This window comes from Campylobacter concisus (assembly GCF_902460675.1).
In the GTDB taxonomy this organism is placed as follows: Bacteria; Campylobacterota; Campylobacteria; order Campylobacterales; family Campylobacteraceae; genus Campylobacter_A; species Campylobacter_A concisus_AJ.
On the sequence record NZ_CABPUQ010000001.1, the window covers coordinates 730,434 to 756,610 of the forward strand.

A 26,177-nucleotide genomic window follows, 5' to 3' on the forward strand; every position below is an offset into this window, starting at 1 on the left:
GATGTCACATAAAAATCCTGACAGGATCAGCGAATATGAATTCTCCATCGGCGTTAGGCTGACACACTGGATTAGATTTATAGCTATCACGCTTTTGATTGTGAGCGGCTACTACATCTCTTATGTCTTTATGAGCCCAGAGATCACGAGCGAGCCTACAAATTTCATGCAAGCAAAGTGGCGTTTGGCGCACCAGGTCGCTGGCTTTGTGCTAATAGCGGTATTTATCTTTAAATTCTATCTATTTGTCTTTGATAAACACAGCAAAAAAGAGTGGATGAGCGTGCTTGACTTTTTGAGTCCAAAAGTTTGGATAGCGCAGATAAAGTACTACATTTTTATGGGCCCACACCCGCATTTAAGGGGTGTTTATAACCCATTGCAGTTTGCCTCATACTTTTTCTTTTACGTCATCTTAGCGCTCATTTGCCTAACTGGCCTAGTGCTTTACGCTCACGTTTATCACGAGGGGCTTGGCGGAGCGATCTACGAGCCAGCGAGATACTTTGAAGAGCTTATGGGCGGGCTAGCAAATGTTAGAACGATACATAGAATTTGCATGTGGATCATCATGATATTTGTGCCAATTCACGTTTATATGGCGATATTTAACGCCGTTAAAGGCAAAAATGGAGCGATGGACGCCATCGTTAGTGGCTATAAATTTGTAAAAGAACACTGATGAGAGTGCTGGTTCTTGGCATTGGCAACGTGATGTTTGCTGATGAGGGCATAGGTGTTCATTTTGTAAATTTGATGGCTAAAAACTATAAATTTACAAGTTCTAAAAACGAGCTTACTCTAATGGACGGGGGCACTTTAGCCCTCGCTCTAACTCACATTATAAGCGAATTTGACTATCTTATCGTCGTTGATTGCATTAGCGCAAATGGCGCAAGCGTGGGCGATGTTTATTTTTTCGACTTTCTAAACGTACCAAATTTTATCAGCTGGGACGGCTCGGCTCACGAGATCGAGATGCTTCAAACACTTCATCTAATGGAGCTTGCAGGCGACAGGCCGACAACCAAAATCTTAGGCATCGTGCCTAGCCGCATAGAGTCATCAAATTTTAGCCTCTCAGATGAAGTGATAAAAGCTTCTAATATCCTAGAAAAAACGCTACTTGAACACTTAAAAGAGCTTGATTTTAAGTGCGAAAAGGTGGCAAATTTCACTCTAAATGACACCCTCGATGACTACGCCAAAAAAGGTTTAAAATGATACTTGCTTTTAAATTTGACTGCTTTAAAAATCCAGCCTTTTTGGCACCATTTTTAAGCTCATTAGCAAAAGATCTTAAGTACTCTATAAGCTGCAAAGATGATCAAATTTGCCTAAAGGTAAGTGGCTCAAACGAAGAGCTTAGCGCTCTAGCGGACAGAGCTAGCGCCATCTTGCCTTATAGCCTTTTTATAAAACATAGCGAGGTCGATATAGCAGATGAGCTTGACGTGGCAGGTGAGATTAAAGATGTAAAATTTGGCACGCTTAGCCCATCTCAAGCGGCGGCATTTTTGGCTAATGGCAAGGCTATTTTAAATGAAAGTGACGTGCTTGCTTTGAGTAAATTTGATGGCGAGATAACGCTTGATAATTTTAATGAAAAGCTAAAAACCTGCCTAAATTTATTAAAAAATGATAAGAGCGTTTGCGTAGAGCAAGATGAAAATTTATATGAAATTTCTCTTGGGGTAAATTTTGATGCAAATTTCTTGATACCTACAAATTTAAAACAGCTACCTAAAATTTTTATAGCTGGTGATAGGGCACAGATCGCACTTGCTAGCTTTGAAAAGCCACTTTTGGCACTAAAGACGACAGCTATTTATAGGCAAAATCACGAGGGCGCACCGCTATTTTTTGACGTGATGGCGCCAAATGACCTTTTTCTTTACGCCCTTTGCGAACAGCTAAATAAAGAGGGCTTTAGTTTTTTAAGCGTTTTTGTAAAGGAGCAAAAAAGCGCCCTTTCAAGGCTTGCTTTGCTTGAAAACAGCGCACTTTTAAGCCCATTTTTTTATGCAAAAGATGAGAAATTTGAGCTTAGTTATTTTGGTGAGGTGGCTTTGGGGCTTAAATTTAGCAAATTTAGCGACGATGAAATTTGCCTGCTTTCAAAATCAAGCAAAACGCAGCTTTTATTTTTACCAAAATTTAGTAGCTTTGAAGAAATTTATGAGCTCATAAGAGCTGATGAGAGCGGCGAAAGACTACTTGAAAACTTTAGTAAAGAGCGCGCCCTGCCAAGTGGTAAATTTAGCTCAAATACTAGCTTTTTCTCGCTATTTTGCATAGCTGGACGTTTGCTTGGCTTAAGCAGTGAGTTTAAAAAAGCAGGGGAGAATTTGCTTCTTATGGCAAGCGATTTTAGCGGTCAAAAGGGCGTTAGGATCGATTATAAAATGAAAGATGACTTTGGTTTAGACGGGGTTAAGTTTGTAAAAAGTATTATTTCATTTATCCTTGCTGGCGCTGGAGAGAAGAATATCAGCTTTGGTTGCACCGAGTCTTTGGCACATTTTTTGAGCGATTTTAGCTATGAAAAACGAGATAAATTTAAGATCAAAAATGTTACTTTAAGCGGGGATTTATTTTACAATAAGGTAGTTAGCAACTTGATAAAAAAGCACCTAAACCCAAATATAAAAACAAATTTTGACCCCGGATTTGGCGTTGAGATCAAGCTTTAGATATGAGATCAAAGGCTTAGTTCAAGGCGTAGGTTTTAGACCTTTTGTCTATACTTTGGCGCATAAATTTGCCCTTGTTGGCGAAATTTACAATGATGATGAGGGTGTGAAGCTAAATTTTAGCGGCGATGAGGCTAGTTTTTTGGCTTTTGAAAAAGAGCTTTATGAGAAGCTACCAGCCCTTGCTAGGATCGATGAGCTTAGTAAATTTAAGATAGATCAAATTTATGAAAAGCTTGAGATAATCGCCTCAAAATCAGCCACCAAACAAGCGCCTATCTTGCCTGATTACGCACTTTGTGATGACTGCTTGCGTGAGTTTTATGACCCCACAAACCCACGCTACAAATATCCATTTATAAACTGCACCAACTGCGGACCGAGATTTTCCATCATCAAAGCATTGCCCTACGACAGGGTAAATACGACGATGAACGAGTTTAAGATGTGTAAATTTTGCGAGAGCGAGTACAAAGATCCGCTTAATCGCCGCTACCACGCAGAGCCGATCTCTTGCCCAAACTGCGGACCAAAGCTATATCTAAAAGATAAATTTGGCAAAGTCTTGGCTAGTAAAAACGAAGCGGCAAAAGAGGCGGCTAAGCTCATAAATGAGGGCAAAATTTTAGCCATTAAAGGGCTTGGTGGCTTTCATCTGGTTTGCGACGCGACAAATGAAGCAGCAGTTTGCGAGCTAAGAGCTAGAAAGCACCGCCCAAGCAAGCCCTTTGCTCTGATGAGTAAAAATTTACAAAACGCTAGAGAGATAGCGCAAATTTCAGAGGCTGAGGCTAGGCTTCTTAGCTCAAATTTAAAACCAATCGTCTTGCTTGAAGCAAAAAATGGCTCAAATATCGCAAAAAGTGTCGCTCCAAATTTAAACAAGCTTGGCGTTATGCTCGCATTTAGTGGCATACATCTTTTGCTTTTTGACCACTTAGAACACGACATCATCGCAACTAGCGCAAACATCTCAGGCGAGGTTGTGATAAAGGACGAGAACGAGCTAAGGGAGAAACTAGGTGATGTCATAGATTTTTATCTTGATCACGACCGAGAAATTTACTCGCCAAGTGACGATAGTATCGCATTTTGCGTTGGTGATGAGACAATTTTTACAAGAACAAGTCGTGGGCTAAATCCAAATTTCATCCATACAAATTTTAAGCAAAAAGGGACATTTTTAGCCCTTGGAGCGGAGCTAAAAAGCTCATTTTGTATCTACAAAGACGGACTTTTGATGATCAGCCCATATATCGGCGATCTAAAAAACGTGGCGACTTTTGATAGGTTTAAGGATATTTTCACCCTTTTTGAAACGACTTATGATCTAAAAATAGACAAGGTCATAGCCGATCTTCATCCAAATTTTTTAAATACAAAATGGGCAAAAGAGCAGGGCTTTGAGCTAGTTCATCTGCAGCATCACTACGCACATCTGCTAAGTGTGGTCTTTGAAAATGATTTGCCAGACAAAGAGTATCTTGGCTTTTGTTTTGACGGCACTGGATACGGAGAGGACGGCAAAATTTGGGGTGGCGAGGTTTTTAGGCTAGATAAAAATAGCTACAAAAGAGTTTATCACTTTGATGAATTTAGCCTATTTGGTGGCGAAAATAGCATAAAAAATATCTATCTCATCGCTTATTCTATTATTTTGAAGTATCAGCTTGAAGACGAGGGGCATAAATTTTTAGTAAATTTTGATGAAAAGGTGCTTAGAAATTTCAAGATGATGGAGCAAAAGGGGCTAAATTTAGTAAAAACTAGCTCTGTTGGTAGGATATTTGACGCATTTGGTGCGATAATATGTGGCATTTTTCACTCGAGTTTTGAGGGCGAGAGCGGCATGAGGCTTGAGGCGCTTTATGATAAAAATTTAGATGCGTGTTACAAATTTAGTCTAAATGACGGAGTTATCAGCTTTAAAGATGCCTTTAAAAGTGCTTTAAAAGATGAGCCAAGAGTGGCTGCAACGGCATTTATAAATGGCATGGCTGATATTATTTTTGAAATTTCTAAAAGTGAGAAAAAAGAGATTTTGCTAAGTGGTGGAGTTTTTCAAAATAAGACTTTGCTTGAGCTTATTTACAAAAAATTTACTAAATCAAATTTGAAATTTTATATCAATAAGAAATTCTGCAGTAACGATTCTAACGTAAATTTAGGGCAAATTTATTATTATTTATCCACATTTTCTAATAAGTGATGTATAATTATTTTAAACGGTAATCAAACGAGAAAGGAGCAAAAAATGGATAGTGTTATACGTTTTAGTGTTTCTTTGCCTAGTCAATTACTAGACGAACTAGATAGAAAAGTTAGCGAACAAGGCTACGCTTCTAGGAGTGAATTTACAAGGGATTTGATCCGTGAAAAGATCGTAAGCGACAGCTGGAAGGACGCTAACGAGGAGTTGATTGGGGTTTTGACGCTCATTTATGTGCATCATCACAACGATTTGGTGAATAAAAAAATGGATATCGAGCATGACTCTGATGTGAAGATTATCTGCACAAATCACGTTCATGTCGATCACCACAACTGCTTAGAAACGATCTCGATAAGAGGTGAGGCTAGCAAGATAGAGCGCTTTGCTGATAGGATTGCTGGCTTAAAGGGTGTTAAGTTTTCTAAACTTACAAAGGCTGCTGTGCCTAAATTTTAAGCTAAAAGCCTTTTTGGCTGTTAAATTTAGGATTTTTGTAAATAGCTAGCAGTGCTCTTGGCTGCGGAGCTTGTCTTATTTTGTCTTTTTGTTAGTTTTTTAGCAGTTTTTGTGATCCATTTTTGCAAATTTATAGCAGGGTTTTGCTGCGATTTTCGTACTTGCCTTCTATTTTTTTGTGGCGAAAGTTTGATGACCGTTTTTTTGCTTGGGCTTTGGCTAAAGCTAATTTTGCAAAAGCCCGCCCAAGTTCTATTTTTTATTTTTTAAATTTCTCCCTTTTTTTGCTTTATTTTTGTTCTGGCATTTTTGTCGCTTGTATGCTATCATTAGCCACAAAAAAATGTCATTTAAAGAGAATGAAAGATGAATTTTTACAATAGAAATTTTCTAGCCAAAGAGCTAGATCGCTGGCAAAAAGAGGATGTAGTCGATAAGGCGACCGCTTTAAAGATAGCAAATTTATATGAAATAGATCTAAACGCTCATAGCGAAAAGACTAGCTTTATCTTAAAGTTGGTTGCTTATCTCTTTTTCGCGCTGGCATTTTTTACGCTAGTTGGAGCCTACTGGGAGGAGATACCAAGGATGGGGCGCCTTGTCATCATCTTTGGAGTGCTTGCTCTTTTAAATTTTGGAGGAGTTTATTATCTCAAAAAAGGCAAAGATAAGCTTGGCACGGCTACGCTCTTTTTGGGAAATTTCTGCTACGGCGCAGCCATAGCGCTTATTGCTCAAATTTATAATATTAGCGACGAGCCAAGTGGCGGAGTTTTGCTCTGGAGCGTTGGAGCTATGGCACTCTCTTTTGCTAGCAAAAAGGCCTTGCTAGTGGCTCAAAGCCTCGTTTTTGCTACGATCTGGTTTGTTTTAAAGGGCATGGGCGGCGAGTTTGCTTATGAATTTATCGTCTTTATAGCCCTTGGCGCCTACACGCTTTATAAAAGCGACTCAGTATTTCTTGCGATTGTGCTTCTAGCAGATATATTTTTCTACATCGTTTCGCTTTGCGCTAGGATCAGTGGGTTTAACGAATTTTATGGCTATGATCTTATGTTTAGAGCGCCGATGGCTGCTACTTTATCACTCTCATACGCGCTTTTACTTGTCGCGCTCTTTAGCACATTAGCTAGCTTTAGAGATAGACTAGCGCACCTTGTAAAAGGCTTTGGTAAGTATCTTGGCATCGTCATCTTAATCGTTTGCCTGATAGCTTATGCAAATGGCGACATCTACGAGCTAGAAGAAGATAAATTTTGGTTTGCAAAAGCATTTTTTTATAGTAGCTTTGGCAAGATTTTTGCCGTATTTAGCATTGCTAGCATTGCACTATTTTTCAAAGAGAAAAACAAAAGTGGCTTGTTTCTTGGCTTGATACTCTTTGCGTTGCCATTTGTCTTTAGTCTGGGCGTTGGATATGCAAATATCTTCTTCTCGCTAGCAAACATCATCGTCGCAGCTGTGCTTATCAAAAATGGCGAGCTAACGCTAGGACTATGCATGATATTCTTAGTTGCGGTGGTTAGATACTTTGAGCTAATAGGCGATTATTTGGGGGCTACGGCGCTATTTATCATCTTTGCCTTCGTCGTGCTCGCAGTCGCTGCTAAAAAAGGACGTACAAAATGAAGATAAGATCACTGATACTAGCCATATTTTTTCAAATTTTACTAATAATTGCGATGCTTGCATACGCGCTCATGCCACTTTATCTTGGAAAAGAGGTAAAAGTGAGGGTAAATCTTTACGATCCAAGGGATCTCTTTCGCGGAAACTACGTGAGCTTGAGCTATGATTTTTCAGATTTTTCAAATTTACAGCAGTCTAAATTTGATGAAAAAACTGGCGTTGAGATATATATATATGATAGAAATATCTCAAAAAATGATGAAATTTACGCCATTTTAAAGCAAGATGCTAATGCTACTTACGCTTTTGATAAATTTAGCTTTACTAAGCCAAAAGATGCTCTTTTCTTGGCTGGCAAATTTGATGGATATTCATTTGTAAAATATGGCATCGAAGAGTTTTATATGCCAACTAAAAAGGCAAAGCAAACTGAGCGAGAGATGATGGATCAAGATGTGGATGCTGTTGCTGTTTTGATGGTGATGGATGATGGCAGGGCAAGGCTAAAAGATCTCATCATCACGCCAAATGGCAAAAAAAGAAATAGTGATGAAAATTTTGATAAAAATGGTTACACAGATGATAACGAGAGCCTTGAAGAGCCAGATAAAAACATTCGCTTGCAAGATCAAAGGTAAATTTAAAGGATGATTAAAAAACGGGTTAATTTATCTCATTTGCATAAAATGCCCTTAAATTTTAATTTTATTTTTAAATTTAAGCGTTAAAATCTCTGAAAATTAATAAAAAAGGATAAAAAAATGTGTAAAGACTGCGGTTGTTCAATGGGTAATCACGCCCATACTCACACTCATGCTGATGGCACTACTCACTCACACCCACACACTCATGATGGGCATACAGATCACGCTCATGACGCACACGAGCATAGCCACGAGGCTCACGCGCACCCTGTGCTAAATGAGAGCAAAACCATAGACGTGATAGAGAAAATTCTTTCTGAAAACGACAAAGAGGCAGCTCACAACAGAGCGCATCTTGATGAGAAAAAGATACTTTGTGTAAATTTGATGAGTAGCCCAGGCGCTGGAAAGACTACGCTTTTGGAGGCTACGATAAAGGCTGCTAAATTTAAAATAGGCGTTGTTGAGGGTGATCTTGAAACCAATCAAGATGCCGACCGCATAGTAAAAGCTGGCGCAAAAGCTCATCAGATAAGCACTGGTCAGACCTGCCACTTGGACGCTTTTATGGTGCATGAGGGGCTTCATCACCTGCCACTAAATGAGCTTGATCTAGTCTTTATAGAAAATGTTGGAAATTTAGTCTGTCCTGCAAGCTACGACGTTGGCTCACACTTTAACGCTGTTCTTCTTTCAGTGCCAGAGGGCGATGATAAGGTGAGCAAATATCCAGTGATGTTTAGGGCTGCTGACGTGCTTTTAATCACAAAAGCTTCGCTCGCACCACACTTTGACTTTGATATCGAGCGCGTGAAAAACGACGCTAGAAAGCTAAATCCAAAGGTCGATATCTTTGTAGTAGATAGCAAAACAGGCGAGGGCATCGATAAATGGATAAGTTATTTGGAATTTAAAAAAGAGCTAAGATAATGTGTCTTTCGATCCCTTCAAAAGTAATAGAAATAGATGAAAACAACGTTGCTACCGTCGAGACTCTGGGCGTTACTAGAAAGGTAAGCCTAGATCTCATCTCTGAAGAGGTAAAGGTTGGCGAATACGTGCTAATACACGTTGGATATGCCATGCAAAAGATCGATACACAGTTTGCGCTGGAGAGCTTGGAGGTCTATCAAAAGATCGCCGAGGATATGGACGCGGGGAAAATTTGATGGATCTTATCAATGACTTTCGCGATAAAAATTTAATCCTTGCCCTTTCAAAACTGATACAAAAAGAGAGCGTAAAACCGCTAAATATCATGGAAATTTGCGGTGGTCACACGCATAGCATTATGAAATTTGCACTGCCAAGCTTAGTTGGAGAGCATATAAATTTCATCCACGGCCCAGGCTGTCCAGTCTGCGTGATGCCAAAGAGCCGCATAGATGAGGCCTGTAAGCTTGCTAGCATGGAGAATGTGATCTTTTGCACGCTAGCTGACATGCTAAGAGTGCCTGGCTCAAAGACAAGCTTGCAAAAGCTTCGCGGCGAGGGACACGATATAAGGGCACTTTACACGCCACTTGATGCGCTAAATTTAGCCCAGCAAAATCCCGACAAAAAGGTCATATTTTTTGCCATTGGCTTTGAGACAACGACGCCGATGAGCGCAAATTTAGTTGAAAAAGTGGTGCAAGAGGGCATAAAAAATTTATACTTTCATATAAATCACGTAACCGTCCCAGCGCCAGTTAGAGCTATAATGAGTGATGAGAATGTGAGGATAGACGCATTTTTGGGACCAAGTCACGTAAGCGTCATCACGGGCAGTAAAATTTACAAAGAGTTAGCGAGCGAATTTAAAAGACCCATCGCCATTAGTGGTTTTGAGCCGCTTGACATCATGGCAAGTGTGTTAAATTTAGTCCGTCAACAAAACGCAGGCACTTATGAAGTCTATAACGAGTACGCAAGGGCGGTCAAAGAAGAGGGCAACGTCAAGGCAAAAGAGCTCATAGCTAAGTACTTTGAGCCGTGCGACTTTGTCTGGAGAGGCCTTGGCGAGATAGCACAAAGTGGCATGAAGCTAAAAGATGAGTTTGCCCACCTTGACGCTAGAGTGCAGTTTGACTGCAGCGTAGAGAGCGCTGGCGAGAGCAAGGCTTGCATTTGCGGGCAAATTTTAAGAGGGCTAGCAAAGCCGACTGACTGCAAGGTCTTTGGCAAGGTTTGTAACCCACAAAACCCGCTAGGATCGTGCATGGTCTCAGGCGAGGGCGCTTGTGCGGCATATTTTAAATATGCAAGAGTTGGTTAAGGAATTTAATGAAAAAGATAATGCTAAGCCACGGCGGCGGCGGCGAGGAGATGAACTCGCTTATAAATGAGACGATATTTAAAATTTTTGATAATGAAATTTTAAGGCAGAGCAACGACTCGGCGATATTAAATTTAGGCGGCAAGATCGCATTTAGCTCCGATAGCTTTGTGGTAACTCCCATTTTTTTTAATGGCGGCGACATCGGCAAGATCGCAGCTTGTGGTACGATAAACGACCTTGCGATGGTTGGTGCAAGCGCAAAATATCTAAGCTGCTCGCTCATCATCGAAGAGGGGCTTAGCATAGAGGAGCTTGAAAAGGTGCTTGGCTCACTTGCTAAAACTTGCAAAGATAGCGGCGTGAGTGTAGTTTGTGGCGATACGAAGGTCGTGCCAAAGGGCAAATGCGATAAAATTTTCATAAACACAGCAGGCATCGGCGAGATAGTTTGCGAGGGCGTGGAGCTTAAAAATTTAAAAGCAGGGGCTAAAATTTTAATCTCTGGAGATGTTGGCAGACACGGCGGCGTGGTGCTAGCAGCAAGAGAGGAATTTGAGCTTGGGCTTGATCTAAAAAGTGACTGCAAGAGCCTAAAAGAGGCTGCATTAAAGCTATTTAGTGCTGGTATAAAGCCACAAACCATGCGTGACGCGACTAGGGGCGGACTAAGTGCGGTGCTAAACGAGTGGGCTAAATTTAGCAAATTTGACATCTTAGTTTTTGAAGAAAATATCAAGGTCGCAAACGAAGTCATGGGCGTTTGTGAGCTATTTGGTTTTGAGCCTTATGAGCTTGCAAATGAGGGCACTTTTGTGATGGCTGTTGATGAGAGCCAGGCTGAGGACGCGCTTAAAATTTTAAGAGAATTTGATAAAAACGCGATGATAATAGGCGAGGTTTTGCAGGCAAAAAACGAGCGTGTCATCATCGAAAACGCCTATAAATCAAGAAGATTTCTCGAGCCGCCAAAAGGCGAGCTACTACCAAGGATCTGCTAATGCACGAGCTTAGTATCGTTCAAAATTTAGTTAGCCTTTGCGAGAAAAATGCCGCTAAAGAAAATGCCAAAGAGATAAGCAAGATCGAGATAAAAGTTGGCCGTTTAAGCGGAGTGGAGCCTCATTATTTGGAGAGCGCCTTTGATGTTTATAAGGCTGGCACGATCTGCGAAAACGCCGAGCTTGTGATAAATTTACAAGGCATTGTCGTAGAGTGTTTGGATTGTGGATTTGGCGGGGAGCTTAGTGAAAATGACTTCACCTGCCCAAAGTGCAAAAGCCAAAATTTAAAGGTGACTGACGGCGAAGATATGTATCTTATGCGCCTTGAGATGAAGTAAAATTTTACGTATTATAATGCGTAAAATTTTATGAATTTATTGATTTTTTTATGGATAGTGTTAAATTTTTTTCAATCAAACGCCTAAAGAGCTATAAAAACGAGCAAGAGCATAAAAAGAACTTTTTGCTAGTACAGGCATTAGCTCCAAAACTTGGTATTTTAGAAATTGCCACGAGAAATTTAGCTTTTAAGGCTTTAGTGGATAATAACAAGGTAGATATTTTAAGCTCTTTTGGCGGCTACTTCAAGCTAGATGATCTCTTTGTCTCAAAGCAAACTTTTGGATTTTGGGCAAAAATCATCGATGAAGCCAAAATCCACAATGATATTGTCAATCTTGATAAGCTTGATTTTAAAAAATATTCTAAATTTAACCGCAAGAATAAACTTTTAAACTATCAAAAAGTAAAGATTTTATATGACCTTGCTGTTAAAATTCGAAACCGAGCATTTCATTTTGAAAATCTTTATAAGCTAAATGACGATCAAACGCCGAGAATTTCAACTCGTGTTGGTAAAACTTTAGTAGGCATTGATCCGCAAATGTTAGAAGATTTTATTAATGATGCGTTGTTTTGTTTTGATGAGGATTTGGCAAGATATTTAGAATGAGTGGCGGATAATAAGCTCCGCCGTGAACTTCGCCGAAATTATACTAAACAATAATTATTTTATGCTTAACGCTTTTTACTCAAATATCAAAAACGGAGCTTGCAGGACGTTTCTTATGATCTTTAGTGGTGAGAGCAAGGCGTCTTGCAGTATCTGCGTCGAGTACTCGGGCTTTTCAGTCGTGCCGCGTATGGCGATGACGGTTGAGAGCGAGCGGTCTTTGCCAAGGATGATTTGGTTGATAAGTGGGATCTTGTCGATGATACCGCTTGCGTCTTTTAGTATCTTTAGCTCAAGGTCGATGTTTATCTTTTTGCTCTTTAGATCGATCGTACCGCGTCCGCCGATATCTGCGCTCGTGCCTATCATCTCAATCGCTAAAAACTCGATCAAGTCACCCTTTCTGGTGAGTAAAATTTTGCCGTTTTTGACGGTAAAGCCCTTGTCGTTAAAGTCAGGCGTTTTAAAGCTAAGAAGCGATGGCACCGAGTTTAGAAAGCTTAGCAGTTTTTGATAAAAGATGTAGTCTTTTAGATAGGTGCCAAAAAATCTCACCTCAGCCTTGAAATTTTTCGAGCTCTCTCCAAGCATTTTTAGGCGAAATTTACCACCCTCAAAGCTCTTTATACCAAAAAGATCGTTGATAAACTCGCCACTTATATCAGTTGCGTCTAAATTTATGCTTTTCTCATCGCTAAAATATCCAACTCTGCCTTGTTTTGCCAGTCCATTTAGCGAGGTGCTTTTGCCCTTTTTTTCGGCGCTAAAGCTGGTAAATGGCAAGGTTTTGTTAAGGTCTTGCAAAATGATGTCGCCATTTTTTGCAAAGAGCTCAAGTGGTGTGCTTTGCGTTTGCTTACTGCTCTCATTGTCGTCAAGAACGACTAAATTTAAATCCTGCGTATTTACACCAACGCCTTTTTCTTTTATCTCAAGAGCCAGCTTCTTACTAGCACTATTTACCTTTACTATGCCGTTTTGAACCAAGATATTAATGTCATCTCTATCATATTTTGAGCCATTTTTATCCAAAAACGGCATGTCAAATTTAAGCCCTTTTGCCAAAATTTCAAGACTAGTAAAGTCCTTGCTCTTTATGCTCACATCTTCAAAACCAAGCACGCCATTTTGCTTTAAAAGTGGGGAGTTTTGCATGATAAATTCGCTATTTTTTGTAGCTATCGTGCTCTCATCGCCAAAGCTTAAATTTAGTCCAAATGGCTCAATGCTAAGCGTTGTCTCATTTGGCTTGCTAAAGTCAAGAAGTGCACTAAATGGCTCATTTTTAAAGGCTAAAATTTCATCATTTTTCTCTTTTAGATCAAAGCTCTCTATGACACCTTTTATTTCGCCGCTGCTTTTTTGTAAATTTATATCTGCTTTCGCATTTGCTCTAAAGAAGTCAAGTCCAAAGCCGCTTGCATCGATGTTTAGAGCAGAAGTATTTACAAGCTTTACAAGGGCGCTTTTAGCGTTAAATTTACTCCCAGCGATATCTAAAACCGCGTCACTTATCTTAAAATCGCCATTTGCGATGACGCTCTTTTCATCAAAATTTTCTAAGCTTTTCTCGTCAAGTTTTATTAAAATTTTAAGTCCAGCATCCATTTTGCCGCTTAGCTGCCTAACTGGCACGTTGATCTTATAAGCTCTTAGTATCTCATTTATCGCCTCATCGTAAATAGAATTTGTCTTTATAAATAGCTCTAAATTTGCGCTCTTTTCATCAAAGATGTTGTTTATCGCGACGTTTGAGCCATCAAGCTTTTTGCCCTTATAAACAGGCGCTGTAAGGTCAAATTTAAGCGTTGAGTTATTAAGCGTGATATTTGCCTCAGCGACATTTACGGCTGGCAAGCCTTTATCAAATTTAACAAGTAAATTTTTGGCATTTGCAGTCGCATTTAGATCGTTTAGATAAAAGTCGTTTTTGGCTAGATCAGCCTTGCCGTTTATCTCATTTAGGTGGTAGTCATCAGCCACGATGTAGCCATATATCCAGTTTTTAACCTCGCTGTTTAGGTGTATGCGACTATCAAGCTCAGCGATGAAGTCCTTGATACTGCCAGCATTTACGTCATAGGCTTTGTAGGTTAAAAGCGTATCTTTTAAGGCAAAGCTAAGCTTGCCATTTAGCTCGTGCGAGGTGAAATTTCCATCAAATTTATAGTCATCTTTGTCAAAATTTGCACTGCCTTCGCCGCTAATGCTTACGTTAAAATCTTTAAGGCTCAAATTTTTTACTATAAAGCGATCGACGCCATTTTGCTGCTCTTTTTGAAATTTGATATCGATGTTTAGATAAGGGCTATCAACGAAAAATATATCATCTAAAAATAAAATTTTGATCTTAAAATCATCGCCGATTTGCACGCTCTCAAGCGAAATTTCTTGAAAAAAGGTCTCAAGATAATCAACGCCTTGACTAAGGTTTAAAAGTTGCTTGTCGCTGGCTTTTTGCTCTGCGTTTTGTTTAAATTTAGGTAGTTTGATCTGCTTTGCTCTTACAATTAATTTTTTATCTAACTTTATATATAATTGCTCCAATTTTACGCCGTAAAACTCGAAATCGTTAATTTTTATGCCGTATTTTAAAAGCAAAAGAAGCGAAAGAATTAAAATGATAAAAAATTTTATAAAAAAGCCATATCTGGATATTTTCTTTGATATCGTACTCATCGTCGTCCTAAGTGTATTTGTCTATTTGGCACGCCCCATAAACACGAGCAAAGTCGTCTTTGTGCCAAAGGGAAGTGTGGGCGAGATTATATCTTATTTAGCTAATCGCAACTTTAACTTAAGCGCGATCGACAAATACGCCATGCGCTTCATCGGCTCGCCTCAGTCTGGCTGGATCGAGATAGGCAAAGATAAAATTTCAAGGATTGATTTTTTAAAAAAATTAGCCAAAGCAAAGGCTGCGATGACGGAGATCACGCTCATCCCTGGCGAAACTACGATCGTTTTTTTAAACCAGATAGCAGCCCAGCTTGGGCTTGACGGAGCTAAACTAAATAGCGAGTATAACGCCCTTGCGCCAGTGAGCGATGGCTTTTTAATGCCAAATACTTATAAGATCCCAGTTGGCATCAGCGAAAGACACCTAGCTTATTACCTTGTAAATTCATCTAAAAAGGCGCAAAGCGAGATCAGTAGGAAAATTTTTGGCGAATACAACGAGAAAAAGTGGTTTAAAATTTTAACCATCGCTTCAATCATCCAAAAAGAGGCTGCAAACGACGCTGAGATGCCACTTGTCGCCTCAGTCATCTACAACCGCCTAGATAAGGGCATGAGGCTGCAGATGGACGGCACGCTAAACTATGGCATCTACTCGCACGATGTGATCACGGCTGAGCGCATAAGAAGCGATATGAGCGAGTTTAACACCTATCTAAACGACGGCATACCGCCAAGTCCAGTCTGCTGCGTCTCTATAAGTGCGATAAAAGCGGCGATAAACCCTGCAAAGAGCGATTATCTATACTTTGTGCTTGATAAAAAGGCAAAAAAACACATTTTTTCAAAAACCTTAAGCGAGCACAATCAAAATATCGCAAAATAGGGCTAAAATACAACTAGCTTTAATAAAAAACGTGATAAATTTCAAAAAATCAAAAGGGCTAAAATGAGTGACATTATCTGGACTAAAACCGACGAAGCACCGCTATTTGCAAGCTACTCTCTCTTTCCTATCGTTAAGAGCTTTTTATCCCGCGCTGGCATTAGCATAACTAGAGCTGACATAAGCCTAGCTGGGCGAATTTTATCTCTTTTTAGCAAAGAGCTTGGGCTAAACAAGGCCGATGAGCTAGAGCTTTTGGGCGAGCTAACCGCGCACAAAGAGGCAAATATCATAAAACTGCCAAACATCTCAGCCACGCTCGTTCAGCTAAAAGCGGCCATTGAGGAGCTTAGAAGCAAGGGCATAAATGTGCCATTTTATCCAGATGAGATCATCACAGACTACGACGAAGAGGTCGCTAAAAAATATGCAAAAGTGCTTGGTAGCGCTGTTAATCCAGTGCTAAGACAAGGCAACTCAGACAGAAGAGTTTTGCCTCCTGTTAAAGAATTTGCCAAAAAGCATCCACATAGCAACGGCAACTGGGACAAGGCAAATAAAACTAAAATTTGCTACATGCAAAAGGGCGATTTTTACGAAAATGAGCGCTCAGTCATCGCAGAAAAAGATGAGAAATTTTATATAAATTTCATAAGTTTAGATGGCAAAAAAGAGCTTTTAAAAGAGCTTGCTGTTCAAAGTGGCGAGGTCGTAGACGCGGCATATTTAAGCGTAGATGAGCTAGATAAATTTTATGAAAGCTGCTTTGATGAGGCAAAAAAAGAGAATTTGACCTTGAGCTTGCATCTAAAATGCACGATGATGAAGGTTAGCGACCCAGTCATCTTTGCTCACGCGATAAAGAGCTATTTTAAAGAGGTTTTTGAGCTATTTGGTGAGGAGTTTAAAACTCACGGAGTTGAGGCAAAAAATGGCTTAAAAGATATGTTTTCTAAAATTTCTCAGCTTAAAAACAAAGATGAAATTTTGGCTAAATTTGATGAAATTTTGAGCAAAAAAGCAAAAATTTGGGCATTAAATGAAAGTGCCAGCAACTTTGACGTGCCAAATGACGTCATCATCGACGCCTCCGTGCCTGCGCTCATTAGAAACTCTGGCAAGGTAAAAGATAAGGACGGCGAGCTAAATTTCTCACTTTGCATGATCCCAGATAGAACCTACGCTAGGGTTTATGAAGCCTGCGTGGCGGACTTTAAGGAGCATGGCGCGCTTGATGTGAGTAACATTGGCAGCGTGGCAAATGTGGGACTAATGGCTAAAAAGGCCGAGGAGTACGGCAGTCACGATAAGACTTTCATCGCAAAAGAGGACGGAGAATTTGTTGTTTGCAACGAAGCTGGCGAGAGCGTCTTTAAATTTAGCGTCAAAAGTGGCGACATTTTTCGGATGACGCAGGCAAAAGAAGATGCGATAAATGCGTGGTTTGAGCTTGCTTTAAAAAGAGGCGAAATTTCAAAAGATGAGCTTATATTTTGGCTAGATAGCAGCCGCGCTCATGATAGAAATTTGATAGCTAAATTTGACAAATTTAGAGATAAATTTACTAATGCTGGCGTGAAATTTGAAATTTTAAACTACGAGCAAGCAACTAAAAAATCGCTTGAAGCGATAAGAGCTGGCAAAGACGTTATAGGCGTCACTGGCAACGTTTTAAGAGACTATCTAACAGATCTTTTCCCGATATTTGAGCTAGGCGGCAGCTCAAAAATGCTCTCAGTAGTGCCACTACTTGCTGGTGGAGCGATGTTTGAGACGGGTGCTGGTGGAACGGCTCCAACACTTGTAAAAGAGCTAAAAGAGAGAAATCACCTGCTTTGGGACAGCTTAGGCGAGTTTTTGGCGCTTAGTGCATCGCTTGAACATCTATCGTTCTTTAGGCAAAAAAAAGAGGCAAAAGAGCTAAGTGACGCGCTAAATAGAGCTGTTGCTAGCTATTTGGACGAAAACAAAACTCCAAACGCCACTCTTGATACCAGAGAGTCGCACTTTTATTTGGCACTTTTTTGGGCAAGAGAGATGGCAAAAAGTGGCGGGATTTTGAGCGCAATATTTGCAAATTTAGCAGACGAGCTAGAAAAAAATGAAGGTGAAATTTTAAAGCAGATCAGAGAAAATGATGGTGCAAGCGTGGAATTTGGCGGATACTACCTGCTAGATGAAGCAAGAGCAAATGAGGTCATGAGACCAAGTGAAATTTTAAATCAAATAATAGGATAAGAGATGAAAATAAGTGTAGTTGGAGCTGGAAACGTCGGTGCGAGCATAGCTTATGCGCTTTGCATGAGAGAGCTTTGCGATGAGATCGCGCTTGTAGATATATTTGGCGACGTGGCGCGCGCAAAGGCGATCGACCTAGCGCAATCAAGCTGCGTCTTTAACGCTAAAACTAGCGTTTGTGGTGGCGATGATTTTGTGCTAATTGAAGGCAGTGACATCGTTATAGTTACAGCCGGAAGCCCAAGAAAAGAGGGTCAAACTAGAGAGGACTTGCTACTTAAAAATGCCGTTGTCGTAAAGCAAACAGCGCAAAAGATAGCTGAATTTGCCAAAAACGCAGTGATAATAGTGGTCACAAATCCGCTTGATGTGATGGTCTGGACGGCTCATAAATTTAGCGGTTTTAGTAAAAACAAAGTGATCGGCATGGCTGGCGAGCTAGATAGCGCAAGGTGCAGATATGAGCTAGCGCTTTTAAAAGATAAGGACGCCAGCAAGCTAAGAGCAAAGATCGTTGGCGCTCACAACGACGAGATGATCGTATCAGCTAGCAACATAAGCGAAAATTTAAATGAAAATGAGCTAAAAGTGCTCAAAAAAGAGACAAGCACTGGTGGCGCAAAGATCGTTAAACTGCTTGGCACTTCAGCTTACTACGCGCCAGCGGCTGCGGCTGTGAAGATGTGCGAGATGATAGTTGGTAAGAGCGATGAGATAATAAGCGCTAGCGTGCTAATAGACGATGAGCTAAGTTGTGGCAGGCTAGTAAGGCTCGAACGTGATGGCTTGAAAGAAATTTTAGAGCTAAATTTAGATGAAGACGAGCAAGAGCAACTAAACAAAAGTGAAGCTGAAATTAGAAAAAATATCAAATTTTTAAAAGAAAACTTAGAGTAGGAAGATATATGATCGTAAAAGAAAATGTCCCAGTTTGGGTCGATGAGAGCAGGTGTAAGGCCTGTGATGTCTGCGTGAGCTACTGCCCAGCAGGCGTGCTAGGTATGAGGCTTGAGCCAAAGGCGGTGCTTGGCAAGATGATAGAGGTGGTCTATGCCGACTCATGCATAGGATGCCGTGACTGCGAGCTTCACTGCCCTGATTTTGCCATTTATGTTGCTGATAAAGGCTTTAAATTTGCAAAGCTAACGCCTGAAAGCAAAGAGCGAGCTGCGGCTGTAAAGGCAAATAAATTTGCCAAGCTTGGAGAGAGCGCATGAGAGAGGTAGTATCAACTGGAAATGCCCTAGTAGCAAGGGCTGCGGTCGAGTGTGGCTGTAACTTTTTTGGCGGATATCCTATCACTCCAAGTAGCGAGATCGCCCACGAGCTAAGCGTGCTTTTGCCAAAAAACGGCGGCACATTTATACAAATGGAAGATGAGATAGCTGGAATTTCAGTAGCTCTTGGTGCAAGTGCGAGTGGCGCTAAAGCGATGACGGCAAGTTCAGGGCCTGGCATTTCGCTAAAGGCTGAGCAAATAGGCCTTGGTTTTATCGCTGAGATACCGCTTGTCATCGTAAATGTAATGCGCGGCGGCCCCTCAACTGGTTTGCCTACCCGCGTCGCACAAGGCGATATCTTGCAGGCTAAAAACCCAACTCACGGCGATGTAAATATGATAGTCCTTGCACCAAGTAGCCTAGAGGAGTGCTATACGCAGACGGTTCGCGCATTTAATCTCGCAGCTAGGTTTATGACGCCAGTTATGCTGCTACTTGATGAGACGATAGGTCACATGCAAGCAAGGGTTAGTTTGCCAGAAATCAGCGAGCTAGAAATTTATAAAAGAAGAGAATTTAGTGGTGAGCCAAAAGAGTATAAACCATACGAGGCAGCACCAGACGCGCCAGCCACGCTAAATCCTTTCTTTAAAGGCTATCACTACCACATAACTGGGCTTCATCACGGCGCTACTGGCTTTCCAACAGAAGATGGCAAAATCGTTGAATACTCAATGAATAGGCTATTTAATAAGATAAATTTACACACTGATGAGTGCGAGAAATTTGAAGAATTTATGCTAAATGATGCTGAAATTTGCATCATCGCCTTTGGTAGCGTGGCGCTTTCAGCCAAGCAAGCGATATTAAATTTACGTGAAAAAGGGCTAAAAGTAGGGCTATTTAAGCCACTCACACTTTTTCCAGCTCCAGCTAAAAAGCTAAAAGAGATATCAAATAAATTTAAGAAAATTTTAGTCTGCGAGCTAAATTTAGGTCAATATAGCGGCGAAATTTCAAAGATCATCTTAAGAGATGACTTTGCAAAACTGCTAAAAGCAAACGGCAGACCGATAAGCCCAAGCGAGATCGAGGCGAAGATAGGAGAAATTTATGGCTTTTAATTACGATAAATATTTACGAACAGATAAAATGCCTACTCTTTGGTGTTGGGGCTGTGGCGACGGCGTCATACTAAAGGCTCTCATCCGTGCGATAGACACCATGGGCTGGGACATGAACGACGTTTGCGTGGTCTCAGGCATCGGCTGCTCTGGCCGTTTTAGCGGATATCTAGACTGCAACACCATCCACACAACTCACGGAAGAGCCGTAGCTTATGCGACTGGCGTAAAGATGGCAAACCCAGACAAGCACGTCATCGTAGTAACTGGCGACGGCGACGGACTAGCGATCGGAGGTAATCACACGATACATGGATGTCGCCGAAATATCGGGCTAAATCACATCTTAATCAACAACTTCATCTACGCGCTAACAAACTCGCAAACTAGCCCAACGACGCCAAAGGGTATGTGGACGGTCACAGCGCAATACGGCAACATCGATCCTAGCTTTGACGCCTGTAAGCTCGCAACCGCCGCAGGTGCTAGCTTTGTCGCGCGCGGAAGCGTCATCGAGCCAGAGAAGCTTACAAAGCTCTTTGTAGAGGGCTTTAGCCACGATGGATACAGCTTTTTTGATGTATTTTCAAACTGCCATATAAATTTAGGACGCAAGAACAAAATGGGCGAAGCGGTGAAAAATTTAGAGTGGATAAAGGGCCGCACGACGAGCAAGGTCAAATTTGACATGCTAAGCGATGAGGAAAAAAATGGCATTTTTCCACTTGGTGTACTACATAAAGATGATGAAAAGATCGAATACACCAAGGCTTACGACATGGTAAGAAAGGCTGCTATGAGCGGCGAAGCGATAGATTTTAAGGAGCTAGCATGAAGTCACAGCTAAGATTTGTCGGCGTTGGCGGACAGGGCGTCATACTAGCAGGCGAGATCCTCTCAGCTGCCAAGATAAAGGCGGGCGGATACGGCGTCAAGGCATCTACCTATACATCTCAGGTGCGTGGGGGTCCAACGAAGGTCGATATCATACTTGATGAGAAAGAAATTTTATATCCTTATGCAAACGAGGGCGAGATAGATTTCATGCTTGCCACTGCGCAGATAAGCTACAACGCCTTTAAAAGTGGCGTGAAAGAGGGCGGCGCGATCGTTGTCGAGCCAAATTTGGTAAAAGTAAGTGATGAGGACAAAAAGCGCTGGAAAATTTATGAAATTCCTATCATCTCTATCGCAAAAGACGAGGTCGGAAACGTCATCACTCAAAGCGTCGTAGCCCTTGGCGTGGCTGTGGCGATGAGTGGGTGCATGGATGAAAATTTAGTGCGTGAAGAGATGCTAGCAAGCGTGCCAGCTAAAGTTAAAGAGGCAAATGCTAAAGCTTACGAGCTGGGTCTTAAATACGCAAAAGAGCTTTTAAAATAAATTTTTGGCTAAATTTAATTTAGCCAAAACCTCACAATATGGATCAGATAAAACTAGAAAATTTCTGCAAAGAACATGGCATTAAGATGCCTGTCATTAGGAGCTTGTCGCCTGGTGAGTGCTTAAAGATAAGAGAGAATTTACTTCATAAATTTAGCCTACAAAACATAGATGAGTTTTTTAAGATAGATAAATTTAGCAGGCTTGATGGCTTTAATGCGGACGAAGCAAATTTTGATCTAAATGCTCTTTTTAGCGAGCTTGATATCGCCACGCCAAATGAAATTTGCATAAATTTTAATAAATTTGAGAGCATTGATATTTTGCATTTTGATGACCTTTCTAAATTTTTTAGCGATATCTGGTATCCGTCACTTGATGACATTGAGATATTTGATATAAATTTAAGCTTTATTTTCTCAGTCAGACACTACGGGGCTATCTATCATTTTACTTTCTAGCTATCAAAAATTTACAAATTTATATGATTTTTGATAATCATACGATTTTTATCTCATTTAAATTTATTAGTTTTAATTATTTATTTAGTTTTAAGAAATATCCTCAAAGATACGTAAAATTGGCTATTTTATAACATTTTATCTATTTTCATTAATATATATTGCGAGATAATATTATTTTTATCTTTATCAAAATAATAAATTTATAAGTAGTAGCCACAAATACGATAAAATGGTCTTTTGCCAAATGATTTTAGCTATCAAATCTCACTATACAACCTAAAATAAATTCTTATGTTTCTTTTAAGTAAATTTTATGTAAAGTTACATCATTAATTTTTTAATTAATCTACTTATTTTAAAAAATATTAAGAAATAAACTTGCGGTGCGTCTTAACGCTAATAAACTTATTAAAAATAGGAAGTTATCAATGAGTGAAAAATTTACCAGAAGAGAATTTCTACAAAGCGCCTGTATCAGCGTAGGTGCGCTAGCCACAACAGCTGGTGCGACCAATGTTTTTGCTGGCGAGTTTCCAAAGGGCAATGAAAAAGGCTTGCCATCTGTTGATGTGCTAATAATCGGCTCTGGCGGTGCTGGACTTCGTGCAGCAACAGCCGTTCGCAAGCAATATCCAAACTCAACCGTCGTTGTCGCTACAAAGATGATGCCATCACGTAACGCGACCTGTATGGCAGAGGGCGGTATAAACGGCGTTACTGACTTTAGTAACGGCGACAGCTTCAAGCTTCACGCCTATGACACCGTAAAAGGTGCAGCTTATCTTGCTGATCAAGATGCAGTTGTGAAATTTTGCGAGGCAGCAGGCGCAGTCATCCACGAGCTAGACTACAACGGCATGCTCTTTTCTCGTAAAGACAATGGCGACGTGGCGTTTCGTTTCATGGGTGGCGCTAGCAAAAAACGCTGTAACTACGCAGCTGATAAAACCGGTCACGTTTTGATGCACGCCTGTCTTGACGACGCTATCACAGCTGGCGTTAAATTTCTAATGGATCACGAGCTACTTGAGATCGGTCTTGAGGACGGCAAGGTTGAAGGCGTTGTTCTTCGCAACATCCAAGATGGTCAAATTTACCCAGTTCTTTGCAAATCTCTAGTCATCGCAACTGGTGGATACACTAGAATTTTCTATAACCGCACATCAGTTCCATTTATAGCAACAGGAGATGGCATCGCTGCTGCGCTTAAAGTAGGTCTTGGTTTTGAAGACCCTGAGATGCTTCAGTTTCACCCAACTGGCGTTCAAAATGGCGGCACGCTAATCACAGAAGCAGCTCGTGGCGAGGGTGGTTACTTGCTAAACAACAAGGGCGAGCGCTTTATGAAAAACTATCACGAAAAGATGGAGCTAGCTCCTCGTGACGTCGTCGCTCGTGCGATCGAGACAGAAATTCGCGAGGGTAGAGGCTTTGGCGAGGGTATGAGCGCTTATGTGCTTTGCGATGTTCGTCACCTTGGCAAAGATACTATTATGAAAAAGCTTCCTAAAATTCGCCACACTGCTATGCTTTTCCAAGATATCGACCTTATCGAGCAACCAGTGCCTATCCGCCCAACAGCTCACTACTCAATGGGTGGCATAGAGGTAGCTAAATTTGATGATATGAGCACAAAAATCCCTGGAATTTATGTAGGTGGCGAGGCTTCATGTGTATCTATCCACGGTGCAAACCGCCTTGGTGGTAACAGCCTAACTGACGCAGTTGTAACTGGCGATCTAGCTGGCAAAGGTGCTGGTGCTTACGCTCAAAATGCAAAATTTGCAAGCGGTAAAAAAACTTCTGAGCTAGCAAAAATGTGGCAAGATAAATTTAAAGCCATAGCAACAGGTGAGGGCGGCGTAAATGATATGTACGCACTTCGTGAAGAGCTTGGTAAAAACAACTGGGATCTAATGGGTATCTTTAGAACTGGCGCAAAACTAGATCAGCTCTCTAAAAATCTAGAAGCCATCCAAGCAAAATATGACACCATCAAGGTGCCAAATCAAAATCCAGTCATGAACACAGCATTTACTGACTACGTCGAGCTTGGCAACCTTATACTTCTATCTCGTGCAGCATGTCTTGCAGCGCAAAATCGTCTTGAGAGCCGTGGCGCTCACACAAGAGAGGACTATCCAAAAAGAGATGATGTAAATTTCTTAAAACACAGCATAGTCACACTAAAAGACGGCAAGTTGGAGCTTGGCTACAAAGATGTTGTGACAGGCATATTTTCACTTGACGGCAAGAAGCCAGAGTAAGGAGCTAGGATGAAAATTATTATCGACCGTTTTGACGGAACTAAAAAATATGAATCAACTTATGAGCTAACAAACGAAGAGATTGCAGGCAAAACTCTTTTAACAGTGCTTTTTGATATCAAACAAAAAAAGGATGCGACATTAAATTTCACAGCATCTTGTCGCTCAGCGATATGCGGTGCGTGCGCTGTTAGAGTAAATGGTCACTCATATCTAGCTTGCGACACAAAGATGAATGAGCTTTTGGCTGAGTATGGCAACCCAGATACTATTAGAATTTCACCACTTGGAAATTTCAAGGTTATCTCAGATCTTATGGTGGATTGGGAGCCAAGTATCGAAAATTTACGCAAGATCAAACCAAGCATCACTGCTAAGCCAGAATTTAGCGCCGAAAAAGGCTGTAAGCAAAGCCAAAAAGAGTATGACAAAGTAGCGCTTGAATGGGACTGCATACTTTGTGGTGCGTGTGCTAGCGAGTGCAATAAACTTGAAGCAGATGCGAGTGATTATATGCAGCCATTTGTATTTGTTCATGCTTATAGAGCCGCTTTTGACTCACGTAGCAAAGATCCTATGCCACACCTAAAGCCAGCTATCGACAACGGACTTTGGATGTGTGTAAAGTGCCAAGAGTGTGCTGACCGCTGTCCAAAAGGCATAAGCGCATGCGGTGACATAACTGATCTTCGTATCATGGCTATACAAAAAGGCTTTAATGAGGGCATGGGACCAGATCACGCTGAGGCGTTTTTAACTGATCTAGTTGATGGTTCAGGCAGACTAAATGAGATCAAGCTTGCACTTCGTTCAGAAGGCGTTATCAAAAATATGGGCAAAATGGATATCGCGGCAAATTTAATGCTTGCTGGCAAGATGAATCCGCTTCATATTTTTGGTGAAGAGGATATTGAAGGACATGATGATCTAGTAAAAATGATAAACGCGGCTCGCAAAGCTGCTAGTAAGGAGTAATTATGCAAAACGAATTCGCTTTTTTTCCAGGATGCGTACTCTCTCAAGCAGCTAAAGAGGCTAAGATGTCGCTTGAAGCTATCGCTCCAGTACTTGGCTGGAAGCTTCACGAGATAAAGGGCTGGAGCTGCTGTGGTGCTCAACAAGCACAAGACGTCGATCCTATGGCTGCACTTGTGGCAAACGCTAGAAATATTGCACTTGCAGAACAGATGAATATGCCGATGCTTACGACATGTTCAACCTGTATGCTAACTCTAACAAGAGCAAAAAGCACGCTTGATAAGGGCGCAAAAGATCGTATCAATACCTTTTTAGCTGAAGGCAATATGAAATATAACGGCTCAACCGAGATCACAAGCCTTCTTTGGGAGCTTTATCAAAATGTCGATACGCTAAAAGCAAAGGTTGTTAAGCCACTTAGTGGCCTAAAAGTAGCGCTATTTTACGGCTGCCACAGCCTAAGACCTGAAAAAGATCTACACAATAAAGAAAGCTCAGTAAATCCTAAAAGCTTTGAAACTGTCGTAAGCGCACTTGGTGCTACTATCGTACCGTTTGAGAAAAGACTTGACTGCTGCGGCTTCCACGCTAGCTATCCAGCTGGAAAATCAGTAAGAAAAATGTCAAGCCATATCGTAAATAACGCTGATCAAAATGGTGCAGATGTAGTTGTAACTCCGTGCCCACTTTGCCAAATGCAACTTGACATCTATCAAGAGAGATATCAAGATGAGAACCACTCAGATGTTAGAAAACCTATCATCCACCTCTCTCAGCTTGTAGGTCTCGCACTTGGTCTATCTGTTGAAGAACTAGGTCTTGATCTAAACATCATCGACGCTAGCAAGATAGCGTAAATTTTATCCCACGTCTTTTGGCGTGGGAGATTTCAAACATAAATTTTTAAAAATAAATAAAATTTGATAACAAAATAGTTTTAAAATTTACTTTGTGACATAGAAATTTACCTGCAACTAAAATTTATTTAAATTTTGCTCTTTTTTATCATCGCAAAAATAGCGTACCATCAGATAATAGCAATAAATTTTCGATATAAAAAAGAGTGGCAAAATGACAATTTTTTATATAAA

The 26,177-nt window shown here is 40.8% G+C and carries 26 protein-coding genes; 25 read left to right on the forward strand and 1 reads right to left on the reverse strand.

Annotation, left to right across the window (positions count from 1 at the left end):
* Position 1 precedes the first annotated feature (1 nt).
* The 14 genes from cybH (at position 2) to F3G88_RS03630 (ending at position 11,847) form a co-directional block, all read left to right on the forward strand.
* Positions 2 to 682, forward strand: a complete 681-nt coding sequence (cybH, locus tag F3G88_RS03570; protein WP_103597678.1) for a Ni/Fe-hydrogenase, b-type cytochrome subunit — start codon at positions 2 to 4, stop codon at positions 680 to 682.
* Positions 682 to 1,224, forward strand: coding sequence for a HyaD/HybD family hydrogenase maturation endopeptidase (locus tag F3G88_RS03575; RefSeq protein ID WP_021093168.1), 543 nt, complete (start codon positions 682 to 684; stop codon positions 1,222 to 1,224). The genes cybH and F3G88_RS03575 overlap by 1 nt, the downstream gene beginning before the upstream one ends.
* Complete coding sequence (locus F3G88_RS03580; RefSeq protein ID WP_149715371.1) at positions 1,221 to 2,693, forward strand: hypothetical protein; 1,473 nt, start codon at positions 1,221 to 1,223, stop codon at positions 2,691 to 2,693. The genes F3G88_RS03575 and F3G88_RS03580 overlap by 4 nt, the downstream gene beginning before the upstream one ends.
* A complete protein-coding gene (hypF, locus tag F3G88_RS03585) occupies positions 2,677 to 4,902 on the forward strand; it encodes a carbamoyltransferase HypF (protein WP_149715372.1) in 2,226 nt (741 codons plus the stop codon). Before F3G88_RS03580 ends, hypF begins: the two co-directional genes overlap by 17 nt.
* A gap of 45 nt (positions 4,903 to 4,947) precedes the next feature.
* Positions 4,948 to 5,361 carry a nickel-responsive transcriptional regulator NikR gene (nikR, locus tag F3G88_RS03590; RefSeq protein ID WP_009293882.1) on the forward strand — a complete coding sequence of 138 codons (414 nt, stop codon included), beginning with the start codon at positions 4,948 to 4,950 and terminating at the stop codon, positions 5,359 to 5,361.
* Between the two features lie 122 nt (positions 5,362 to 5,483).
* Positions 5,484 to 5,744 (forward strand): hypothetical protein, encoded by a 261-nt coding sequence (locus F3G88_RS10225; RefSeq protein WP_188117459.1) that lies wholly within the window; start codon positions 5,484 to 5,486, stop codon positions 5,742 to 5,744.
* A complete protein-coding gene (locus tag F3G88_RS03595; protein ID WP_149715373.1) occupies positions 5,728 to 6,990 on the forward strand; it encodes a DUF2157 domain-containing protein in 1,263 nt (420 codons plus the stop codon). Before F3G88_RS10225 ends, F3G88_RS03595 begins: the two co-directional genes overlap by 17 nt.
* On the forward strand, positions 6,987 to 7,628 hold the full coding sequence (locus F3G88_RS03600) for a GDYXXLXY domain-containing protein (protein WP_149715374.1): 642 nt from the start codon (positions 6,987 to 6,989) through the stop codon (positions 7,626 to 7,628). The genes F3G88_RS03595 and F3G88_RS03600 overlap by 4 nt, the downstream gene beginning before the upstream one ends.
* A gap of 123 nt (positions 7,629 to 7,751) precedes the next feature.
* Positions 7,752 to 8,564: a hydrogenase nickel incorporation protein HypB gene (gene hypB / locus F3G88_RS03605; RefSeq protein WP_149715375.1), complete on the forward strand. Its 813-nt coding sequence runs from the start codon at positions 7,752 to 7,754 to the stop codon at positions 8,562 to 8,564.
* Positions 8,564 to 8,803 carry a HypC/HybG/HupF family hydrogenase formation chaperone gene (locus F3G88_RS03610; protein WP_009293878.1) on the forward strand — a complete coding sequence of 80 codons (240 nt, stop codon included), beginning with the start codon at positions 8,564 to 8,566 and terminating at the stop codon, positions 8,801 to 8,803. Before hypB ends, F3G88_RS03610 begins: the two co-directional genes overlap by 1 nt.
* Positions 8,803 to 9,891 (forward strand): hydrogenase formation protein HypD, encoded by a 1,089-nt coding sequence (gene hypD / locus F3G88_RS03615; RefSeq protein WP_149715376.1) that lies wholly within the window; start codon positions 8,803 to 8,805, stop codon positions 9,889 to 9,891. The genes F3G88_RS03610 and hypD overlap by 1 nt, the downstream gene beginning before the upstream one ends.
* An 8-nt stretch (positions 9,892 to 9,899) precedes the next feature.
* Positions 9,900 to 10,892, forward strand: a complete 993-nt coding sequence (gene hypE / locus F3G88_RS03620) for a hydrogenase expression/formation protein HypE (RefSeq protein ID WP_149715377.1) — start codon at positions 9,900 to 9,902, stop codon at positions 10,890 to 10,892.
* The gene (gene hypA, locus F3G88_RS03625) at positions 10,892 to 11,233 is read left to right on the forward strand and encodes a hydrogenase maturation nickel metallochaperone HypA (RefSeq protein WP_021085088.1); all 342 of its coding nucleotides are present in this window, start codon (positions 10,892 to 10,894) and stop codon (positions 11,231 to 11,233) included. Before hypE ends, hypA begins: the two co-directional genes overlap by 1 nt.
* 50 nt (positions 11,234 to 11,283) lie before the next feature.
* Positions 11,284 to 11,847: an ATPase gene (locus F3G88_RS03630; protein WP_149715378.1), complete on the forward strand. Its 564-nt coding sequence runs from the start codon at positions 11,284 to 11,286 to the stop codon at positions 11,845 to 11,847.
* A gap of 75 nt (positions 11,848 to 11,922) precedes the next feature.
* Here the strand turns inward: F3G88_RS03630 and F3G88_RS03635 are convergent, their stop codons facing one another.
* Complete coding sequence (locus tag F3G88_RS03635) at positions 11,923 to 14,394, reverse strand: YhdP family protein (RefSeq protein ID WP_149715379.1); 2,472 nt, start codon at positions 14,392 to 14,394, stop codon at positions 11,923 to 11,925.
* 73 nt (positions 14,395 to 14,467) lie between these two features.
* Here F3G88_RS03635 and mltG point away from each other — a divergent pair, with 73 nt between their 5' ends.
* The 11 genes from mltG to sdhE all read left to right on the forward strand — a co-directional run bounded on the left by mltG (position 14,468) and on the right by sdhE (position 25,943).
* Positions 14,468 to 15,412 carry an endolytic transglycosylase MltG gene (gene mltG / locus F3G88_RS03640; RefSeq protein ID WP_103558483.1) on the forward strand — a complete coding sequence of 315 codons (945 nt, stop codon included), beginning with the start codon at positions 14,468 to 14,470 and terminating at the stop codon, positions 15,410 to 15,412.
* A gap of 63 nt (positions 15,413 to 15,475) precedes the next feature.
* On the forward strand, positions 15,476 to 17,650 hold the full coding sequence (locus tag F3G88_RS03645) for an NADP-dependent isocitrate dehydrogenase (protein WP_149715380.1): 2,175 nt from the start codon (positions 15,476 to 15,478) through the stop codon (positions 17,648 to 17,650).
* Positions 17,651 to 17,653: 3 nt separating this feature from the next.
* Positions 17,654 to 18,547, forward strand: a complete 894-nt coding sequence (locus F3G88_RS03650; protein ID WP_149715381.1) for a lactate/malate family dehydrogenase — start codon at positions 17,654 to 17,656, stop codon at positions 18,545 to 18,547.
* An 8-nt stretch (positions 18,548 to 18,555) separates the two neighbouring features.
* Positions 18,556 to 18,867 (forward strand): 4Fe-4S dicluster domain-containing protein, encoded by a 312-nt coding sequence (locus F3G88_RS03655; protein ID WP_009293870.1) that lies wholly within the window; start codon positions 18,556 to 18,558, stop codon positions 18,865 to 18,867.
* On the forward strand, positions 18,864 to 19,994 hold the full coding sequence (locus F3G88_RS03660; RefSeq protein ID WP_149715382.1) for a 2-oxoglutarate synthase subunit alpha: 1,131 nt from the start codon (positions 18,864 to 18,866) through the stop codon (positions 19,992 to 19,994). The genes F3G88_RS03655 and F3G88_RS03660 overlap by 4 nt, the downstream gene beginning before the upstream one ends.
* Positions 19,984 to 20,829, forward strand: a complete 846-nt coding sequence (locus F3G88_RS03665; protein ID WP_149715383.1) for a 2-oxoglutarate ferredoxin oxidoreductase subunit beta — start codon at positions 19,984 to 19,986, stop codon at positions 20,827 to 20,829. Before F3G88_RS03660 ends, F3G88_RS03665 begins: the two co-directional genes overlap by 11 nt.
* A complete protein-coding gene (locus F3G88_RS03670) occupies positions 20,826 to 21,377 on the forward strand; it encodes a 2-oxoglutarate:acceptor oxidoreductase subunit OorC (protein WP_021085834.1) in 552 nt (183 codons plus the stop codon). The genes F3G88_RS03665 and F3G88_RS03670 overlap by 4 nt, the downstream gene beginning before the upstream one ends.
* 38 nt (positions 21,378 to 21,415) lie before the next feature.
* Positions 21,416 to 21,838 carry a heat-shock protein gene (locus F3G88_RS03675; RefSeq protein WP_149715384.1) on the forward strand — a complete coding sequence of 141 codons (423 nt, stop codon included), beginning with the start codon at positions 21,416 to 21,418 and terminating at the stop codon, positions 21,836 to 21,838.
* A 431-nt stretch (positions 21,839 to 22,269) separates the two neighbouring features.
* Entirely contained in the window at positions 22,270 to 24,108 is a 1,839-nt protein-coding gene (gene sdhA, locus F3G88_RS03680) for an 8-methylmenaquinol:fumarate reductase flavoprotein subunit (protein WP_149715385.1), read from the forward strand.
* A 9-nt stretch (positions 24,109 to 24,117) separates the two neighbouring features.
* The gene (gene sdhB / locus F3G88_RS03685) at positions 24,118 to 25,083 is read left to right on the forward strand and encodes an 8-methylmenaquinol:fumarate reductase iron-sulfur subunit (protein ID WP_149715386.1); all 966 of its coding nucleotides are present in this window, start codon (positions 24,118 to 24,120) and stop codon (positions 25,081 to 25,083) included.
* Positions 25,084 to 25,085: 2 nt separating this feature from the next.
* Positions 25,086 to 25,943 carry an 8-methylmenaquinol:fumarate reductase membrane anchor subunit gene (gene sdhE / locus F3G88_RS03690; protein WP_149715387.1) on the forward strand — a complete coding sequence of 286 codons (858 nt, stop codon included), beginning with the start codon at positions 25,086 to 25,088 and terminating at the stop codon, positions 25,941 to 25,943.
* Positions 25,944 to 26,177: the final 234 nt, after the last annotated feature.

Bases quoted from the DNA above. Each gene is read 5' to 3' on its own strand.
- cybH (WP_103597678.1), top strand. From the start codon at position 2: ATGTCACATAAAAATCCTGACAGGATCAGCGAATATGAATTCTCCATC.
- F3G88_RS03575 (WP_021093168.1), top strand. From the start codon at position 682: ATGAGAGTGCTGGTTCTTGGCATTGGCAACGTGATGTTTGCTGATGAG.
- F3G88_RS03580 (WP_149715371.1), top strand. From the start codon at position 1,221: ATGATACTTGCTTTTAAATTTGACTGCTTTAAAAATCCAGCCTTTTTG.
- nikR (WP_009293882.1), top strand. From the start codon at position 4,948: ATGGATAGTGTTATACGTTTTAGTGTTTCTTTGCCTAGTCAATTACTA.
- F3G88_RS03595 (WP_149715373.1), top strand. From the start codon at position 5,728: ATGAATTTTTACAATAGAAATTTTCTAGCCAAAGAGCTAGATCGCTGG.
- F3G88_RS03600 (WP_149715374.1), top strand. From the start codon at position 6,987: ATGAAGATAAGATCACTGATACTAGCCATATTTTTTCAAATTTTACTA.
- hypB (WP_149715375.1), top strand. From the start codon at position 7,752: ATGTGTAAAGACTGCGGTTGTTCAATGGGTAATCACGCCCATACTCAC.
- F3G88_RS03610 (WP_009293878.1), top strand. From the start codon at position 8,564: ATGTGTCTTTCGATCCCTTCAAAAGTAATAGAAATAGATGAAAACAAC.
- hypD (WP_149715376.1), top strand. From the start codon at position 8,803: ATGGATCTTATCAATGACTTTCGCGATAAAAATTTAATCCTTGCCCTT.
- hypE (WP_149715377.1), top strand. From the start codon at position 9,900: ATGAAAAAGATAATGCTAAGCCACGGCGGCGGCGGCGAGGAGATGAAC.
- hypA (WP_021085088.1), top strand. From the start codon at position 10,892: ATGCACGAGCTTAGTATCGTTCAAAATTTAGTTAGCCTTTGCGAGAAA.
- F3G88_RS03630 (WP_149715378.1), top strand. From the start codon at position 11,284: ATGGATAGTGTTAAATTTTTTTCAATCAAACGCCTAAAGAGCTATAAA.
- mltG (WP_103558483.1), top strand. From the start codon at position 14,468: ATGATAAAAAATTTTATAAAAAAGCCATATCTGGATATTTTCTTTGAT.
- F3G88_RS03645 (WP_149715380.1), top strand. From the start codon at position 15,476: ATGAGTGACATTATCTGGACTAAAACCGACGAAGCACCGCTATTTGCA.
- F3G88_RS03650 (WP_149715381.1), top strand. From the start codon at position 17,654: ATGAAAATAAGTGTAGTTGGAGCTGGAAACGTCGGTGCGAGCATAGCT.
- F3G88_RS03655 (WP_009293870.1), top strand. From the start codon at position 18,556: ATGATCGTAAAAGAAAATGTCCCAGTTTGGGTCGATGAGAGCAGGTGT.
- F3G88_RS03660 (WP_149715382.1), top strand. From the start codon at position 18,864: ATGAGAGAGGTAGTATCAACTGGAAATGCCCTAGTAGCAAGGGCTGCG.
- F3G88_RS03665 (WP_149715383.1), top strand. From the start codon at position 19,984: ATGGCTTTTAATTACGATAAATATTTACGAACAGATAAAATGCCTACT.
- F3G88_RS03670 (WP_021085834.1), top strand. From the start codon at position 20,826: ATGAAGTCACAGCTAAGATTTGTCGGCGTTGGCGGACAGGGCGTCATA.
- F3G88_RS03675 (WP_149715384.1), top strand. From the start codon at position 21,416: ATGGATCAGATAAAACTAGAAAATTTCTGCAAAGAACATGGCATTAAG.
- sdhA (WP_149715385.1), top strand. From the start codon at position 22,270: ATGAGTGAAAAATTTACCAGAAGAGAATTTCTACAAAGCGCCTGTATC.
- sdhB (WP_149715386.1), top strand. From the start codon at position 24,118: ATGAAAATTATTATCGACCGTTTTGACGGAACTAAAAAATATGAATCA.
- sdhE (WP_149715387.1), top strand. From the start codon at position 25,086: ATGCAAAACGAATTCGCTTTTTTTCCAGGATGCGTACTCTCTCAAGCA.